Annotated in this window: 16 protein-coding genes and 1 pseudogene; 13 read left to right on the top strand and 4 right to left on the bottom strand. The window is 34.8% G+C overall.

The genetic code is table 11. The annotated features are described in order from the left end of the window. The first annotated feature begins 179 nt into the window (after positions 1-179). The 11 genes and pseudogenes from ABE41_RS18305 to galE all read left to right on the top strand — a co-directional run bounded on the left by ABE41_RS18305 (position 180) and on the right by galE (position 11,207). Positions 180-1,278, top strand: a pseudogene (locus ABE41_RS18305) (threonine synthase). Positions 1,279-1,592: 314 nt separating this feature from the next. Beyond that, positions 1,593-2,324: a YveK family protein gene (locus ABE41_RS18300; RefSeq protein ID WP_066293505.1), complete on the top strand. Its 732-nt coding sequence runs from the start codon at positions 1,593-1,595 to the stop codon at positions 2,322-2,324. Continuing rightward, a complete protein-coding gene (locus tag ABE41_RS18295; protein WP_066293503.1) occupies positions 2,317-3,000 on the top strand; it encodes a CpsD/CapB family tyrosine-protein kinase in 684 nt (227 codons plus the stop codon). Before ABE41_RS18300 ends, ABE41_RS18295 begins: the two co-directional genes overlap by 8 nt. A gap of 171 nt (positions 3,001-3,171) precedes the next feature. Continuing rightward, positions 3,172-3,948: a tyrosine-protein phosphatase gene (locus ABE41_RS18290; RefSeq protein WP_066293501.1), complete on the top strand. Its 777-nt coding sequence runs from the start codon at positions 3,172-3,174 to the stop codon at positions 3,946-3,948. A gap of 14 nt (positions 3,949-3,962) precedes the next feature. After that, positions 3,963-4,622 carry an exopolysaccharide biosynthesis polyprenyl glycosylphosphotransferase gene (locus ABE41_RS18285; protein WP_066293499.1) on the top strand — a complete coding sequence of 220 codons (660 nt, stop codon included), beginning with the start codon at positions 3,963-3,965 and terminating at the stop codon, positions 4,620-4,622. Between the two features lie 125 nt (positions 4,623-4,747). Then, entirely contained in the window at positions 4,748-5,875 is a 1,128-nt protein-coding gene (locus tag ABE41_RS18280; RefSeq protein ID WP_066293491.1) for an O-antigen ligase family protein, read from the top strand. After that, a complete protein-coding gene (locus ABE41_RS18275) occupies positions 5,872-6,894 on the top strand; it encodes a polysaccharide deacetylase family protein (RefSeq protein WP_066293489.1) in 1,023 nt (340 codons plus the stop codon). Before ABE41_RS18280 ends, ABE41_RS18275 begins: the two co-directional genes overlap by 4 nt. Further along, on the top strand, positions 6,878-8,377 hold the full coding sequence (locus ABE41_RS18270; protein WP_066293487.1) for a lipopolysaccharide biosynthesis protein: 1,500 nt from the start codon (positions 6,878-6,880) through the stop codon (positions 8,375-8,377). The genes ABE41_RS18275 and ABE41_RS18270 overlap by 17 nt, the downstream gene beginning before the upstream one ends. After that, positions 8,364-8,882: an acyltransferase gene (locus ABE41_RS18265; RefSeq protein ID WP_066293481.1), complete on the top strand. Its 519-nt coding sequence runs from the start codon at positions 8,364-8,366 to the stop codon at positions 8,880-8,882. Before ABE41_RS18270 ends, ABE41_RS18265 begins: the two co-directional genes overlap by 14 nt. Before the next feature lie 17 nt (positions 8,883-8,899). Further along, positions 8,900-10,027, top strand: a complete 1,128-nt coding sequence (locus ABE41_RS18260; RefSeq protein ID WP_066293478.1) for a glycosyltransferase family 4 protein — start codon at positions 8,900-8,902, stop codon at positions 10,025-10,027. Positions 10,028-10,175: 148 nt separating this feature from the next. Continuing rightward, the gene (galE, locus tag ABE41_RS18255) at positions 10,176-11,207 is read left to right on the top strand and encodes a UDP-glucose 4-epimerase GalE (protein WP_066293476.1); all 1,032 of its coding nucleotides are present in this window, start codon (positions 10,176-10,178) and stop codon (positions 11,205-11,207) included. Between the two features lie 64 nt (positions 11,208-11,271). Here galE and ABE41_RS18250 read toward each other — a convergent pair whose 3' ends face one another. Beyond that, positions 11,272-12,138: an SDR family oxidoreductase gene (locus ABE41_RS18250; protein ID WP_066293471.1), complete on the bottom strand. Its 867-nt coding sequence runs from the start codon at positions 12,136-12,138 to the stop codon at positions 11,272-11,274. A gap of 832 nt (positions 12,139-12,970) precedes the next feature. On the opposite strand from ABE41_RS18250, the gene ABE41_RS21475 reads away from it, so the two are divergent. Next, a complete protein-coding gene (locus tag ABE41_RS21475) occupies positions 12,971-13,099 on the top strand; it encodes a hypothetical protein (protein ID WP_301336193.1) in 129 nt (42 codons plus the stop codon). Positions 13,100-13,598: 499 nt separating this feature from the next. Here the strand turns inward: ABE41_RS21475 and ABE41_RS18240 are convergent, their stop codons facing one another. The 3 genes from ABE41_RS18240 to ABE41_RS18230 form a co-directional block, all read right to left on the bottom strand. Further along, the gene (locus ABE41_RS18240) at positions 13,599-14,507 is read right to left on the bottom strand and encodes an endonuclease/exonuclease/phosphatase family protein (protein ID WP_066293467.1); all 909 of its coding nucleotides are present in this window, start codon (positions 14,505-14,507) and stop codon (positions 13,599-13,601) included. 283 nt (positions 14,508-14,790) lie between these two features. After that, positions 14,791-16,458, bottom strand: coding sequence for a M14 family metallopeptidase (locus ABE41_RS18235; protein ID WP_066293465.1), 1,668 nt, complete (start codon positions 16,456-16,458; stop codon positions 14,791-14,793). Positions 16,459-16,719: 261 nt separating this feature from the next. Next, positions 16,720-17,163: a DMT family transporter gene (locus ABE41_RS18230; protein WP_066293463.1), complete on the bottom strand. Its 444-nt coding sequence runs from the start codon at positions 17,161-17,163 to the stop codon at positions 16,720-16,722. A gap of 165 nt (positions 17,164-17,328) precedes the next feature. Here ABE41_RS18230 and ABE41_RS18225 point away from each other — a divergent pair, with 165 nt between their 5' ends. Further along, positions 17,329-18,465: a glycerate kinase gene (locus ABE41_RS18225; protein WP_066293461.1), complete on the top strand. Its 1,137-nt coding sequence runs from the start codon at positions 17,329-17,331 to the stop codon at positions 18,463-18,465. Positions 18,466-18,615 lie beyond the last annotated feature (150 nt).

The raw sequence follows: 18,615 nt of genomic DNA, 5'->3' as shown, positions 1-18,615 counted from the left end.
TCAAATCACTGGCTATGAACCAAAAGCGGCACTCTATGAACTGAAACTGCCATCCTATGAACCAAACGTCAAAGTGACTGAGCCAAATGCAATTTTTACTTGTGTGTCATGGTCATTCTGTTTACATGAGAAACATATATATGTACATATTTTTAATCCTACAAAAGGGAGTTCATGGAATGAGCGAACAATTCGTATGTTATTCTTGTTCTGCACGGTACGATGTAACAGAGCTTGTATGGCGATGTAAATGTGGAGGTATGTTAGATCTAGTAAAAGAAAAAGTTGTGTTTCATCCATCCCGGCTGCAAAATAAGATCCCAACGATGTGGATATACCAGGATGTTCTGCCGTTTCAATCGGACATCTGGAAATCCGTTTCGATGGGGGAAGGAAACACGCCGCTAATTTGTATTAGACGAAAAAGAACCGAATACCTTTGTAAAAGTCGATTATATGATGCCAACCTTATCTTTTAAAGATCGCGGTGCAGCCGTATTGATTGCAAAAGCAAAAGAACTGGGTGTGACGAAAGTGATCGCAGATAGCAGCGGCAACGCCGGAACATCCATTGCCGCATACGCAAAACGTGCTGGCATAACTTGTGATGTTTTTCTCAGTGATACAACGTCTCCGAAAAAAATCGCTCAAATCCAAGCACATGGCGCAATGATCCGGGCAATTAAAGGAAGCCGCGAAGACGTGGCCACCGCCGCGCAACAAGCAGTAACAAAAGAGGGAACGTTTTATGCGAGCCATGTGTACAATCCTTTCTTCTATGAAGGCACAAAAACATATGCTTATGAAATTTGGGAACAACTGCAGTTCGTTCCGGATACGCTCATAATCCCTGTTGGCAATGGAACGTTGTTATTAGGAGCTTACTACGGATTCAAGGAGTTGAAGGAAAGTGGAGTAACAAATAAAATGCCGAAAATCGTCGCGGTACAAGCAGAAAACTGTGCACCGTTAGCCAGCGCGTTTATTACCAATCAAGGAGTAGCTGAAGTAAAGAACAATGGGACTTTGGCAGAAGGAATCGCCATTGCAAAACCCGCCCGTTCTGCACAAATTCTAGAAGCAGTCAAAGCAACAAATGGTGAGTTCATCACCACTTCTGAGAAAGAGATCGTTCATGCCCGTGTCGAACTCGCTAGCAAAGGATTCTATGTAGAACCAACAACAGCTGCTAACTATGCAGGTTATTTAAAATATAATCGTTCATCTGTTGAGAAGACTGTGATTCCTTTATGTGGTGCAGGAATTAAAACTAATTAACAGGGTCAAAACGAAAAAAGTAAACCGGGCATTTTAGCCGGTTTTTTTAGTTGTAATATATTGGACAAACCTGGGTCATCAAAATTTCCACCTGAGATAAACATTAAGCAATTAATATTGATTAAAAGTTTTTTTATACAAGAATAACAATTTTAAGCATTCTGACAATTAGGGATAAAAAGGTTTTTATATTACGATTTCGTGACTATTGTAACAAATGTGCAAAATAACTATAAGAATTTTCAAGTCTATCCTTTAATATGTAAATACTTGTGCTATAATAATTTATTGTAAATCAAGTAATGGAGGAACCCATGGAAGAGACAATTAACTTGAAAGAACTTTTTGCTATATTACGAAAACGACTATGGCTTATCATATCTTTAACGGTAATTGCAGCAGTGACTGCCGGAGTAATCAGCTTTTATTTCCTGACTCCCATCTACCAAGCTTCAACTCAGCTTCTGGTAAACCAATCAAAGGAAGATAAGCAAATTGATATAAATCAAGTACAGACAAACTTGGACTTAATTAATACTTACAATGTTATTATGAAAAGTCCGGTCATCTTAGAAAAAGTTATTGCACAAATGAATTTGGATACTACCGTCGGCCAAATAAACGAACAGATCACAGTTAGTTCAAAAGAAAATTCACAAGTAGTAGAGGTTTCGGTTGAGGATAAAGACCCTGCGCAGGCTGTTCAATTAGCTAACACAATCGGAGATGTCTTTAAGAAAGAAATCGTTACAATTATGAACGTAGATAATGTAAGTATTCTTTCAAAAGCACAATTAGCCGAAGATCCTAGCCCGATTAAGCCGAAACCATTACTGAACATTGCAATTGCACTTGTAGTAGGGTTAATGGCTGGAGTAGGACTAGCTTTCTTACTAGAGTATATGGATACAACAATTAAAACCGAGCAAGATATCGAGAACGTTCTAGGGCTGCCGGTTTTAGGAACGATTAGTGAGTTCCAACCCGAAAAAAAGAGAAACAAAAAAGAAGCTGCGCTTGAAAAAGGAGGTTCGCTTAATGTTTAAGAGTAAGAAAAAGCTAAATAATCAAAGATTGTTAGTAGCTGACTTAAACAGCAAATCTCCTGTATTCGAATCATATAGAACACTTCGAACAAATATACAGTTTGCAAGTGTCGATCAAGACATAAAAAAGATTGTCATCACGTCACCAAAGCCTGGTGAAGGGAAATCAACAACAGTTGCTAACCTTGCGATTGCTTTTGCACAGCAAGGAAAAAAAGTCTTGCTGATTGATGCAGACTTAAGAAAACCGACAGTCGCAAATACATTCAGTCTTCCAAACACTTCTGGTCTGACAAATGTTTTATCACGCCAGTCAAAAATTGAACAAGTGATCCAACAAACGGCGGTTGAAAATCTTCATATTCTGACGTCGGGTCCAATACCTCCAAACCCATCAGAATTATTAGGGTCTAACAGCATGAAAGAGCTTGTTGCAAAAGCTGAAAATGAATTCGACATTATTCTATTCGACAGTCCGCCTGTACTTGCAGTAACGGATGCGCAAGTTCTAACGAATCTATCGGACGGTACCATCTTAGTAGTTAGAAGTGGATCAACTGATCAAGATGCTGCAAAGAAAGCGAAAGATTTACTTCAAGTTGGGAAAAGCAGATTATTAGGTGTTGTACTGAACGGTAAAAATCAAAAGCAGGAACAGTATTACTATTATTACTAATAAAAAGGAGAATTAGTCAAGATTCGACAAATTCTCCCTGTTTTACCATTAACCAAACTATGGTAGGATACTTTTAGATGTAAAAATAATGCAAAAGTCCTTCTTTAAAATCCACTACTTCTTCAAATATCCTGCTTTCTGAAATAACTTTTAAAGAAAGAGGGTGAATGAATGATAGATATACATTGTCATATACTACCGGGCCTTGATGATGGACCAGCTCGTATGGAAGAGTCCATTGAAATGGCTAAAAATGCGGTAGAAAACGGTATATCAACTATTTTAGCTACCCCACATTACAACAGAAGATTCATAAATACTAAAAATGAGATCATAGCAAAAACTGAAGAACTCAATCGCACATTAAAGGACATGAATATACCCCTATGTGTTTTGTCAGGGCAGGAGATCAGACTTTTTGGAGAAATGCTGGAAACATACGACAAGGATGAGTTGCTATCTGTTAATAACAACGGGAACTACATTTTTGTAGAATTCCCTGCGAATCATGTGCCGAACTATGCAGAAAGATTGTTTTTTGACTCGCAGCTAAAAGGTTTAACTCCGGTTATCGTTCACCCGGAACGCAACAGCTATTTTATGGAGCAGCCAGACGCTCTTTTTAATTTTGTGAAAAACGGCACATTAACTCAAGTAACCGCCAGCTCTTATATCGGCAGGTCAGGAAGAAAAGTTAAGTCTTTTACACAAAAAATTATCGAAAGTAATTTAACACACTTTATCGCGAGCGATGCACATGACACAGTCAAAAGACCATTTGCATTAAGAGAAGCTTATGAGCAAGTTCAAAAAGAGTATGGAACTCATCTAAGATACTTTTTCGAGGAAAACGCACGGCTTCTGACCGTTGGGGATTCGGTTATGAAAGAAGAGCCTAACAATATTATGAATCAAACTTTTTTTAGTAAAATTATTAATAGATTTTAGGGGGAAAAACGAATATGGGAGTAAAAGAACTGAGTCAGGTATTTGTTGAAAGACAAATAAGAGAAGAAATTAATCAAAAAGAGAAAAATGAAAAATGTGGTTACAAAAATATTAAAGTTATCTTTGACTGGATAGCAGCTTTTTTGGGTCTTATTTTTTTCCTCCCTATTCTAGCTCTTTTTTCGATTTTAATAAAAATAGAATCAAGAGGACCAGTGTTTTATACCCAAGAACGAGTTGGTTTAAATGGAGAGATATTTCTAATATATAAATTAAGATCTATGTTTGTAAACGCTGAAGAACAAGGTCCACAATGGGCAAAGAAAAATGATACCCGAATTACTCGAGTAGGAATGTTTATTCGTAAAACAAGAATAGATGAAATTCCTCAATTTATTAATATATTAAAAGGGGAAATGAGTTTAATAGGACCAAGACCTGAAAGGCCGTTTTTTACACAGCAATTTAACAATGAAATACCTGGTTTTAATGAAAGGATAAAGGTTAAACCCGGACTGACTGGATGGGCTCAGGTAAATGGTGGATATGAAATTAATCCAAAAGAAAAATTAGAGTTAGATTTATTTTATATTAATAACGTCTCACTTTATTTAGATTTTCACATTTTAATAAAAACCTTTAATGTGATAGTAACCGGAAATGGCGCTAGGTAATTTTCATTTGAGAGAAAGAGAGGAAGAACACTATTTTTAAAAACATAAACACTACTAACACACAACCTTTACTCATTTTGAAAAGTTTAATTATAATTGTTCTTTCTTTTAGTTTATCTTTTCAAATGCAAGATCCAGCGGCATTTGAAGTAATTGTGCTTTTTTTATTAACTTTTATTTTACTCAATAATATAAAGTTTCAACTTGTAAATGAAGATAAATTTATCTTTTTCTTATTATATGTATTTGCCTTACTTAGCATTTTTACTGTTTTGGTGGCTGAAGATAAATTTGCTAGTTTCATATGGAACGCTATCACCATCCTTCTCATAGTAGCAATGATTCTGATTAGGGTAGTACTAGAGGAAGTCGAATATATTAAAAAAATATTAATAGGATATATTTATGGTGGAGTTCTAACAAGTTTTATATCTTTAGTGAGTTATTTAATCGAGACTCCATTTTCTAATAAAGTAATTAAATTTGATATTAGACTCAGTGGTTTTTTTCAAGATCCTAATGTTTTTAGTCCGTTTTTAATCCCTATCATTATTTTATTACTTGAAGATATTAAATCGAATTTTTTATTTAAAAAAAAGTTTCTTTTGAAACTCACCTCGATTTTAATAGTCCTCATTGCTATTACATTGGCTATGTCTAGGGCTGCTTGGGTTAATCTATTTATTAGTTTTATACTTTATATGTTAATGAAAGTATACAAGAATAAAAAATTATTGCTTAAACTTATCCCTGTTACCTTCTTTTTAAGCGTAATTATTATTTATATTTTTAATATAAATAGTAATCTTCAAGTTTTTGATCAATTAATGAATAGAATTCAATTACAAAATTACGATTCAGAAAGATTAAATTCTCAAACCCATGCTTTAAGTGTAACAGGTGAACATTTATTTACAGGAATTGGACCGGGTCAATTTATTTCTACTTATAATCTATCACCACATAATACGTTATTAAGACTTGCGGCTGAAACAGGAATCTTTACTTTAATAATTTATTTATGCTTATTTTTTTATTTGGTTATTAAGTTAATAAAGATATCAATATTAAATTATAAATTTAATCTTCCCCTGGTGATTTTAGTAGTTTTAATAGGAACCTTTGTAAACTCTTTAGTGGTAGATATCTTACATTGGCGACACTATTGGTTCTTACTTGGTTTAGGCTGGGTTTGTATTGTTCATTATAGAAAGTTGATTTTAAAAAAAGAAAGAGAGAAGTTTAGATTATGAATGATGTTAAAAGTCAGAAAGAGGGCATGCTAATAATATCTCTCGATTTTGAACTTTATTGGGGAATGTTTGATAAAGTTTCTCTTGAAGAATATAGAGAAAATTTAGAGGGGGTTTATGTAGCAATACCTAAAATACTAGAGATTTTTAAAAGATATGATATTCATGCAACTTGGGCTATAGTTGGTTTTTTGTTTTACGATGGATTAATTGATTTAAAAAAGAGTTTACCATTTGAAAAACCCAACTACTCTAATCCTGAGAATAATTCCTATATATATATCAATAAAAATTTTGAAAATATTAATATGAATAACTCCCTTCATTTTTCAAGATCACTAATTGAAAAAATAAAAAAAACACCTTCACAGGAAATAGGATCTCATACATTCTCACATTTCTATTGTTTAGAGGATGGACAGAACGAATTTTCTTTTACTAAAGATATAGAAACCACTATCCAAACTTTTAATGAGAATGGTTTGACATGTAAAAGTGTAGTCTTTCCGAGAAATCAAATTAATAAAGAATATCTTAAGATTTGTAATAATTATGGAATAACATCATATAGAGGTACCGAACCTAATTTTATTTACAAAGCTAAAAATGAGATTGAAAAAAATAATAAACTTAAACGTATTTTGCGGTTCTTAGATTCATATTTAAACTTATTTGGTCATAATACCTTCTCATTGACTAATGTAACTAAAAATATTCCCATAAATGTACCATCAAGTCGTTTCTTACGTCCTTATTCGAAGAGTCTTAAAGCATTTGAAAAATATAAAGTTAACCGTATAAAGAAGGACATGGAGTATGCCGCTAGAAACGGTAATGCTTACCATATATGGTGGCACCCACATAACTTTGGAAAAAATGTTGAGGAAAATCTTAATAACTTAATAGAGATTCTAGACCAATTTCTATATTTAAAAGAAAAATATAATATGAAAAGTGCCAATATGAGTGAGGTATCTCAAAAAGTCATGGAGGAAATAAGAATTGAGTCCGGATTCTAGAAAAGTCGGGGGCCAGTTTGCGAAAGGTTCTATTATAGGAATATTAATGGTTGTTATTGGGTATGGCACACAATACATTTTTAATATTCTCACTATAAGATTATTGAATCCCTATGACGCTGGGGTGTTTTTCACTTATTTTTCTATACTTTCCTTTTTAGCGATTTTTTCAAGGTATGGCTTGGATAGGCTGGGCTTAAGGAAAATAGCTATTTTTCAAAGAAAAAATAATATCCATTTAATAAGAACATTGTTTAAAAAATATAGTCTTTTTATAGTTTCTCTTTCTCTATTTTTATCTATATTAATGTTATTTTTTAAAGAATTAATTTTCTTAAGAGTTGATCATAATTCAAACTTTGCGTATGTTTTTTTGATATTAAGTCTTCCAGGTTTTTCTTTAGTATTTGCTATAGGACAATATTTAAGGGCTATAAAAAAAGTAGGCAAATCATCATTGGTACATCTAGTATTATTTTATGGAATCATAATAACTTTATTACTTTTTCTTTTACCTTTTAAAAGTATTAATATTAATCTTTTATCAATATGCTTTTTTATCAGTTCCATCATCACTCCTATAATTGGAATAACTATCTTTAATAGAAATTTAAAAATATCTCAATTTAATGATAATGCAGAAAATTTTTCACTAAAAAAATCACTTAAAGAAGCTCCTGGTATTCTAGGAGTGAACTTTTTAACTTATGTTATCACTGGAATTGATATACTCATTATTGGGTTTTTAGCATCTAAGCCTGAGGTGGCATATTATTCTGCTGCAGCAAGAACAGTACTAGTTGGTTCCATAGCTTTAGTCGGAGTAAATAGTATTATGGCCCCGTTAGTAGCGAGTGCTTATGATTCTGGAGATAAAAAGCAGTTAATCGAGATAATCGGAATGTCCGCTCGTTGGTGCTTAACTTTAGCTAGTATAAGTTCGGTCATCTTATTTTTCACAAGCGATTTTATTTTCCAACTGTTTGGATTTGAATCCAACTCTGCAATTTTATACATGTATATCTTACTTATTTCACAGATAGTTAATTCCAGTACAGGCTCAGTTTCCCTAGTACTTCAAATGACAAATAATGAAAAAGGAATAGCTTATATACTAACTATTATCGTGTTGTTAATGTTACCATCCTATCTTTTACTAGTTTCTTTTTATGGTGGGATTGGAGCAGCTCTTGTTACCGCCATTGGACAAATTTGTTGGAATATTGGGATGGTTATATATGCAAGAAAAAAATTAGGTTTTAAAACATATGCAAACAATAAGTTCAAAGTATCAATTTATGTAGCTATAAATCTAATTTTAAGTATAGTTTTTCACAAATATCATATTTCTTTAATAACATTTATTGTTCTATTTATATTCACAACTCCAATTATTGGTTGGAAATTCCTTTTGTTAGAAGATGACAGGCTATTAATAAAAAATTTATTAAAGAAAAAAAGAGGTTTGCATGAAAAAATTTAAATTATTATTAATTAATTTAGGCTTGTTTTTTAGCCCACTAACATGGTACTTAATATTTAAAAAAATTCTGTTTTTTGTTTATCAATATTCTTATCCTTACCATAAAATAAAAAATATTTCTTCATGTATTATACATCCAAGTGTATCAATAAAAGACCCTGAAAATATAAGAATGGGAAAAAATATTCGTATACAAAACAATTGTATATTATGGGCCGGGGTTGGAAAAATCCACATTGGTAACAATACTGGTATGGGTCCTGGAACATTTATTTTTGGATCTAATCATGGAATGAAACCTGGAGTTTTATATATAAATCAACAATCAACCCCTAAAACTGTATATATAGGAGAAAATGTTTGGATCGGATCTAATTGTGTAATTTTACCAGGTGTTACCATTGGTAATAATTCTGTAATTGGTGCAGGTAGTGTCGTTACAAAATCAATACCAGAAAATGCAATTGCATTAGGTAACCCTGCAAAAGTAGTTCGATTTAAGTAATAACAGAAGGTGAATTAATGAAAAGTATAAAGAAAATAGCTTTTATAGCAACTGTTTACCGTCACTTGGAAGCCTTTCATTTACCTTATATTAAAATTTTGCAAGAAATGGGATATGAATTGCATGTGTATGGTTCGTTTGATAGAGGAAAAACTAGTTTGTTAAACATGAATGTTATTTGTCATGATGTTGATTTTAGTAGAAATCCATTTAGTTTTAATAATGTTAAAGCATTACGCAATCTAATTAATAGTTTTCGCAAAAATAAATATTCTATGATTCATGTTCATACTCCTATAGCAAGTTTTCTTGTTCGAATTGCTGCAAAGGTAACTAATACTCAGAATGTAATATATACAGCACATGGATTTCACTTTTTTAAGAGCGCGCCAATAATAAATTGGATTCTTTATTATCCACTTGAACGATTTATGGCAAAGTTCACCAGAATTCTCATTACAATTAATAAAGAAGACTATTGTAGAGCTAGAAATTTTATTTCTGATAACAGAGTGCGTTATGTAAAAGGTGTAGGTGTAGATACATCTTATTATTCACTTGCTCATAACAACAGCACCAAACTAAGAAAACAGCTTGGTTTAAGAAAAAATGATTTTGTTATAATTTGTATAGCTGAATTAAATAATAATAAAAACCATATTCAACTTATCAATGCTATTAAAATAGTAAAACAAAAACATAATAATATTAAATGTTTATTAGTTGGTTATGGAGAGAATGAACAAGAGTTGAAATATATCGTTCAAAAGGAAAACCTCCATGAAGAGATAAAGTTTTTAGGTTTTCGAACAGACATATCTAGTTTATTGAAAGTATCTAACATTAAAGTATTGTTATCAAAAAGAGAAGGCTTACCCAAATCAATAATAGAGGCTATGGCATCCTCAAAACCAATTCTTGCTACTAATATCAGAGGTAATCGAGATTTAGTCTCCAATGGTATAAATGGTTACTTAGTTCCTGTTGGAGCAGATGAAATAACAGCTAAGAAAATTTGTACTCTTTTAGAAGATAATAATAAAATAAATGTTATGGGTCAAAAAAGTAAAGAGAAAGCTAATGAGTATGACTTAAATAGTATAAAACAAGACATGAAAGAGATTTATAAAGAAGTTCTTAAGTAAATTGTTGAATGATAATTATGATTATTAACCAAAGAAATATATTTATTATTATTGCCCACAGGCAACCTGAACCAAAGGGTTGATTGTTCTTCATGAGTACCACCAAAATCTTAGTATATTATTACTACTATAATACATGGAGGTTAATATGCAAATACTTGTTACTGGGGGAACGGGTTATATTGGATCTCATACATGCGTAGAACTATTAAAAGCGGGGTATGAAGTTGTTGTTTTGGATAACCTTTCTAATAGTAATCTCATTGCCCTAGATAGGGTTAAAGAAATTACAGGAAAAGAAATTAAATTTTACAAAGCAGATTTACTTAACAAAGATGAAATATCAGCTGTTTTTCACCAAAATAATATTGAAGCAGTAATACATTTTGCTGGTTTAAAGGCTGTTGGAGAGTCAAATAGAATACCCCTTAAATATTATCAAAATAATATTACTGGGACACTTAATCTTTGTGAAATAATGGGGAATTTCGGGGTGAAAAGGTTAGTTTTTAGTTCTTCTGCCACTGTGTATAGTCGTTTTAATGAGAATCCGTTAACAGAAGATTCAAAACTAGGAGCAACAAACCCATATGGGAGAACCAAATTGATGCTAGAACAAATTTTGGAGGATTTATACATTTCGGATAAAGAATGGAATATAACTCTTCTCCGTTATTTTAATCCTATCGGTGCGCATGAAAGCACACTAATTGGCGAAGATCCTAACGATATTCCAAATAATTTAGTACCATATATTACTCAAGTTGCAGTAGGAAAATTAGACGAATTAAAGATCTTTGGAAATGATTATCCTACGCCAGATGGAACGGGGTTAAGAGATTATATACATGTTATTGATTTAGCGATAGGACATATTAAAGCATTAGATCAATCTAAAAATACTACAGGATTTAATGTTTATAACTTGGGTACTGGAAATAGTTATAGTGTTCTAGATGTTATTAAAACTTTTGAAGAGATTTCTGGAAAGAAAATTTCATATAAAATAGTAGAACGTAGGTCAGGAGATATAGCAGTTTGTTATGCTAATCCTGAAAAAGCTTTTAAAGAGCTTAATTGGAAGGCAGAAAGAGATTTGAAAAGTATGTTACGAGATTCTTGGAATTGGCAACGTAATAATAAAAATGGTTATTCAACATATAATAAAGTATTAAATTAAAGTTAAGTGGGAAGTATTCAATATAATGTTAAAAAAGAGTCCAATTTGTTTGGACTCTTTTTAACTATCCATTAACTACCTTACCACCATTAATATGAATCATCTGCCCTGACACATACGAAGAATCCTCACTAGCTAAGTACACATAAGCTGGTGCAAGTTCTTCCGGTTGTCCTGGTCGTCCCATCGGCGTATCCTTACCAAACTTTTCCACTTTATCTGCAGAGAATGTTGAAGGAATAAGTGGTGTCCAAATTGGTCCTGGTGCGACCCCGTTAACACGAATTCCCTTCTTAACCAAGTTATTTGACAACGAGCGGGTAAACGAAACAATAGCCCCTTTAGTTGAAGCGTAATCGATCAACTCCGGATGTCCCTGGTACGCTGTGATCGACGCTGTATTAATGATGCTGCTTCCTTGCTTCAAATGAGGGAGTGCAGCTTTTGTTAAGTGGAACATAGAGAAAATATTCGTACGGAACGTTTTTTCGAGCTGTTCTGCTGTAATATCTTCAAAGTTCTGCTGCGGATGCTGTTCTGCTGCATTATTAACCAGAACGTCGAGTCCTCCAAATGAACCAACTACATCACGTACAGCTTGCTCACAGAATGATTCATCTCCTATATCTCCTCGAATAAGTAAACACTTCACGCCTTCTTCTTCTATTTGCCTCTTTGTTTCTTCAGCATCACCAGACTCCTCTAAATATACGATGGCAACATTCGCGCCTTCTTTTGCAAAGGCGATTGCAGCTGCTTTTCCGATTCCGCTGTCACCACCTGTAATTAAAGTAGACTTGTTCTTCAGTTTTCCGCTTCCTTTATAAGTGGGACTTTCAGATTGTGGTCTTGGTGTCATTTCTGTTTCAACACCCGGCTGCTTATTTTGATGCTGTGCTGGTTGACCTGTTGGATGATTTTGATTAGACATTTTATATATCACTCCTTTTTAATCTCTCATAACTCCTTTCTTCCCATCTCACAATGGAATAAACATCGTTGCATGCCATTACAAAAATTTTTTTCTCAGCAATGGCTCTTTTTTTCTTCTTTAAAACACTTATAGATGAGTCAATAAATAAAGGGGGAAGAAAATTGAGAGCAGGAACATCTATCAATTCAAAAATCTAAGCAGGTTTAATAGTGTAGCGGAGTTTAATGATCACAAGGAGAAGTTTCTTCAGCACCATCCGGATCTCTTCACTAGGTCTGAATTCATTGCGTTTGAAGTATTAAGTCAGTACAGCGTTCGTGTACCTGGAGTAGCCAATGCCAAAATTGAAACACTTGTAACTGCATGTACAGGAAAGCAGGGAGGCTTATCACGAGCAACATTTGTAAGGATGCTGCGAAAAGCGAAAGCGGCGGGGATTCTTAAAGTGCATAAAACATATCGAGCAAGTGGAGGATTTGCTCATAATGTCTTTGTTTTTCAAATATTTGACTCTTCGGAACCAAAAACTAAAAAACACTTAATAAAACGAAAAAATAAAGTTCTAAACTAGATTATGAGAAGTGTAACATTGAAACACAAAGCGAAAACGTTTATGCTTGGAACACTTTGCGGGATGTTCAGTGCTGAAAAGAGACGAGAGCACGCATCAACATTTCTAGACAACCAACCTATACAATTGCCTTGAGGCATAACGATTTCTACTTCTTTATCTCCAACAAGCCCAATTTGCAATAAAGTATAAAATTTCCAGTCGTTTACTGATATATGATGTGTATATAGAAAAATAAACATATTAGGAGCGTAGTCAATGTCTTGGGGATTTTGTGCTAAAAATGGACAGAAGAAAGTACCTGCAACAAAACTTTTTGTGGAAAGTAAAACATTAATTTCACCAACAAATGCTGAAATTGAAGCAGCAATCGATACTTTTTTTTAATAGAATTAAATACAAATTGATCCAAAAAAATACGAGAACTGTTCCAACTATTATTGTAAGTATTATACTAACAATTTTTATGTTTATCTCCGAAAGTGTTATGAACGGTTACCTTGTGTGGGATGAAGAGTATATATATCTATCTAATTTGTTATTTATGACGATGATTGGCATGCAGATCCTGCTGTTGTTTATGCAAAAAATACGATTTAAATATTCCGTTTTAATTAGTTTAATCCTGGCTTTTTCCATGTTTGTTTTATATAAGGAGGGTATGGAGTGGTTGGGGTTACAGGTTAGAGCAGGTCACCAAAAAGAATCCTTATTAATCTATACATATTTAATGTTTTACGGAGTCCTCACTCTTTGGAATATCCATTTAAATAAATATAAAAGGTGAGACTACCATTAATTATACGTTTTTATATATTGATTTACCAAACGTGCGTCTAAAAACAAAAAGCCCCCAACCTCTGGGGACTTAGTAGTTCGGAATAGTTTAATAATGCAATGTCAAATTGCTAAGCACTGGATAATGATCACTTGGAAACTGACCGTTCTTCTGGTAATTCAAGATTTCGGTTTTATGAGTTGTCACATTCCCTTTAGTCATGATCCAGTCTATCCGACTGTCTGGACCTCCACCAGTAGGATCTTTGGATCCATTGAATGTACCGAGATGGCCATTGACTTTTTGGGCTGCTGCATCCATGGTATCCACAAAAGATCCTTCTTTTATGAGGGTTTGATGTGGTGTGCTGCCAGGACCTGTATTAAAGTCACCTGTTAACAATACCGGCAATGCTGGATCAAATTCTTTTGTTTTTTCTGCGATCAATCCCGCACTTTTCTCTCGTGCTTCCACGGAACGATGATCAAAGTGTGTGTTCACAAAGTAAAATTGTTGATTCGTCTTTTTATCGAGGAACTTTACCCATGTGACCATTCGCTTAATGGTGTTTCCCCATGACATAGAACCTATTTCGTCCGGAGTATCGGATAACCAGTAGTGGTCGTATTCTACAGGAGAAAAACGATGTTTGTTATAGTAAACCGCCATGAATTCTCCTTTGCTTCCACCTTCACGGCCTAGACCAATCCATTCGTAATCCTTTAGGTCTTCATCCACTTCTTTCACTTGTTGGTACACGGCTTCCTGGGTTCCAAATATATCAGGTCTTTCCATTTCGATGAGCTTCTTTACAGCGGGACGGCGTTCTGCCCAGGTGTGCGGTGATGGGTCAGTGGTATTTAAGTATCTCAAATTGTACGTCATGACTTTTAAATCCATCGTGGAAGCTTGTCCCTTTTGTTCTGAAGCAAGTGCCCCTTGTGAAGTAGAATAGGTACTCCCAAACAATACAAATGCAAATGTTAACAAGATCAATGACCGTAATACTTTTTTCAAGTGTATTCCCTCCCTTAGAATTGGTTGTACAAAAAGAGAATAGCAAAGGAATGTAAATATTTAACGACGGTCAACTAAATATTTTCTTTAGATCATAAAGGTTTTGGTATCGTTTTTTAATTTCTAGTAAAAGTGTTAATAGAAAAGCGGGAATTAAACTTGATTCAATGTGTCATTTCTAAAATTTTTTAAACATCTGTTTAACTTTTTAGGACAACATCACAAAAAAGAGCGATCACTGTAATCGCTCTTTTGTCCTCTGGCTGACTTAACACGAATTCAATTAGTTCGTTTTCGGCTGTTTTCCTTGCATATACCGGTAAACAGGAAGCTCATCGCCTTTTTTTGCAGAAATGAAGTTATAGGTTACATAGCTGTCGACTGATTCCGGTTCAAGGGCAAGGGCGATAAAGTTAGCGTTTTGTTGAGCCATCGAGAACACATAACTGCCTGCTGGGAAGGAATGTGTTTTTTCGTTTACTTCTGTTGTTACTGTATTTGTACCGTCTGAAACCGTGCTGCTGGTCACCTCATAACTCTCAACAGGAAGAACGGCTGGTTTTTTAAGCTTTTCAACACGCACACCAAGTATCTGAAGTTTCTTTGCGACATCATCGTGTCCAGGACCAGGGGGGAGGATATAAGCCGTTGGCCGTTCACGCTCTAATGTTGGATAAGCTTCGGTTGAATCTGCCCATACGATCGGAATGTCTGTTTTAGCAGCCTTAGCCAGATCTACAACTTCAAGCTTTTGGTCTGAAATCTGTTTGTTTTCGCTTGTCACGACAATTTTATCATCATCATTCGCTCTTTTTCCTTTTATGATTACTTCAGCACGTGCCTCTGCAACAGCTTTTTGTACTTTATCTGCATTGTCGGCCGTATTTTTTATAAAGGAAGACTGCGCTACGACCTGTGCATATACACGTCGTTCAAAGTCAGCACGGCCGATATTGATCCCACGGGTTTCAATTAGATAAGTGAATGTATTTTTCAATCCTAGTGCATTTCGTCCAATCCTTGTCTCCGTGCTTCCTTCCGTGGCGACGAGTTTATCTCCCTCCATCGCAAGTGTATAGTAATCGTGGTGGCTGAGGTTTTCTTTATCCAGCGTTTTATTTACTTTTGGAAGCAGAAGGTTGTCCGACTCCTTGCGCAGCTTTTCCGGTATATTTAGGTTTTTGGCAGAAGAAATCAACAAGTCATAGGAAGCGATGGAGCCTTTTTCTCCAAACTGTTTCAATGGGGATGGATTCACCGTATATTCATGGGCATCGAGTACGACCTCAGGCTGATACGCATTGATTGCTTTATGTATCAACTGTACCTCTGGGTATTCGACCTTCATAAAATCGCGGTTTGCGTCATTATTGTTTGCGACCGTACGCTTGAAGTAATAGGAGCCGTCGGGGTTCACCCTTGGTACGATGGCGACATCCACCTTGTCCAGTACATTTCCTAATTTACCTTCTGCCAGCCACTGGGCCAGGACGAGAGCGGATTCTCCTGCTGCTGGTTCATTACCATGAATTTGGCTCTGTACCCAGACGAGCGGCTTTTTCTTATGGCTTTTTCCTTTTTTATGGTGATCTTTACTGAAGAGCAAGAGTGGAATATCCCGACCTTCTTGGGATTTGCCGAGTATGGTCAGTTTAGCGTTCTTATTTTTGTAGGCAAGCTTCTGTAAGAGCCCCATCATTTCTTCTTGGCTTGTAAAAGGTACTTTATCTTTTTGAAAAGCAGGGGTGTTGAAAGTTACATCAGGCTTTGGGAAGAGGTAAGAAATGTTGTCCGGTTGAACGTAGCTTGGACCGGTTCCATAGTAAGGGATAAATTCTTTTTCCTGTTCGGCAGCTGAAGATGTTGCGACCCACCCCGTTATAGGACTGGTTAACCCGGCGGTAAGAGAAAGCACGACGGCCATAGAAGTTGCGCGAAAGACTTTTTTCATATTCTTCCTCCTAAAATTTAATTTTTTGATTATTTTTAAAATTAGCATAAAAACAATTAGACTAGAATCAATAACACCCTTTTTGTCGAATAAATAGGCAACTGAACCTAGAATGATATCCCGGTATCTATGAAACTGGTTAAAATTCCTTAAGATGAGAATGGTAGATTTGTAATGCCCGAAATCCGATACAAATAAGGCATGAGCCCGGTGGGTACCGAACTCATGCCTTGTTGAAATCGCTTTGCTATATGATCTTATTTATTTATATTTCTGTACAAAATACACCCCTATAATAATGAGGGAAACCCCAATAAGTTTAAAGAGATTGATCGGCTGAACATGCACCCCAAGAAGTCCAAAATGATCAATGAGTACAGAAGCTATGATTTGTCCAGTTAGAATGAAAGCTACTGTTGATGCTGCACCGATTCTAGGTATTAAGACAATGGTGGCAACTACATAAAAAGCCCCTAACAGGCCGCCTGTCCAAACCCACCAAGGTGCCTCTATCCAACCTTTACTAACTTTTATTCCATGATTAAAGAATGAAATAATCAACAGTGCGATCGATCCAACAATAAATGAAATGGTGGATGCCAGGATAGGAGAACCGACTAAAGTCCTTAACTGCGCATTGATGCTGAATTGTGTTGGTAGTGCCATGCCTGCAATTAGAGCAAACAGAAGTAAAATATAGATCATCTATTGTTACCCCCTATTATTTACATGCATATACAATAATAATCCAAACAAATAAAGGAAAAATTCATATGGTAGTTATTTAAAAAGGAATCTTGCAAGAACTGTCGAATAATCGAATAACTCTAGAAAGCACTCTATTTTTTAAAGGAGATGAATAATTGTCCAATGAAAATTGTTATTGCACCAGATTCATTTAAGGAAAGTATGACGGCAATGGAGGTATGTTATCACGTTGAAAAAGGGTTTCGTAAAGTCTTTCCAAATGCAAATTACCTTAAGATTCCCATTGCTGATGGAGGAGAGGGAACCGTACAAGCTATAATCGATGCAACTGACGGGAAACTGATCAAAAAAAAGGTAACCGGACCGCTTGGAAGTTTAGTAGAAGCCTTTTATGGGATTACAGGTGACGAAAAGACAGCAGTGATTGAGATGGCAGCAGCATCTGGACTTCATCATATTCCTAGAGAACATAGAAATCCACTACTAACTTCTACAAGAGGTACAGGAGAATTAATTCTCGACGCATTGAATCATGGAGTTGAACGGATTGTTTTAGGTCTTGGGGGATCAGCTACGAATGATGGTGGTACAGGCATGGCTTCTGCTTTAGGAATTGCGTTTTATGATGAAAATGGAGAAGAACTTCTAATGCAAGGAGACTCCCTGAACCAAATTAGAAGTATGGATGTAACCGGCTTAGATCATAGACTTAAACACATGAGAATTGAAGCTGCTTGTGATGTAACGAATCCACTTGTAGGTCATTTAGGAGCTTCAGCTGTTTTTGGACCCCAAAAAGGTGCCACTCCAGAAATGGTTGCTTATTTAGATATGGGATTAAACCAGCTTGGTGATGTAATACAAGAATTCATGAATTTGAATGTTAAAAATATCCCAGGAGCAGGTGCGGCGGGTGGTTTAGGTGCAGGGGTCATTGCATTTTTAAACGGACGTTTAAAAAATGGGATTGAAACAGTCTTAGATATTGTTAATTTTGAATCTGTTAGTCAGGATGCCGATTTAGTCATCACGGGTGAAGGAAGAATAGATTCACAAACTATACAAGGAAAAGCACCGATAGGAGTTGCAAAACGGGCAAAACAATACAACATACCTGTCATCGGTCTTGCTGGAAGTTTAGGGATAGGTTATGAAAGGATTTATGAGTATGGAATAGATGCTGTATTTAGTATCGTGAATGGTGTGAGTACTCTAGACGAAGCATTATTGCATGCCAAAGAGAATGTTGAAATAACATCTGAGAATATAGCTCGATCACTAAAATTAAAAAAGTTTTAAAAAAGGTATAGATTTATTTTCTGAATTATCATACAATGATAAACAAGAAAAACGTTTAGCTAAACGTTTTTCTGAAAAATAACCGAGTGAAGTGCAATAAATACACGAATAATTTATATTTTTTAACTATCTAGCTAAACGTTTTTCTGG

This window comes from Fictibacillus arsenicus (genome assembly GCF_001642935.1).
GTDB lineage: Bacteria > Bacillota > Bacilli > Bacillales > Fictibacillaceae > Fictibacillus > Fictibacillus arsenicus_B.
The sequence above is the reverse complement of the archived record's forward strand: the minus strand, read 5'-3'. Positions and strand labels throughout refer to the sequence as shown.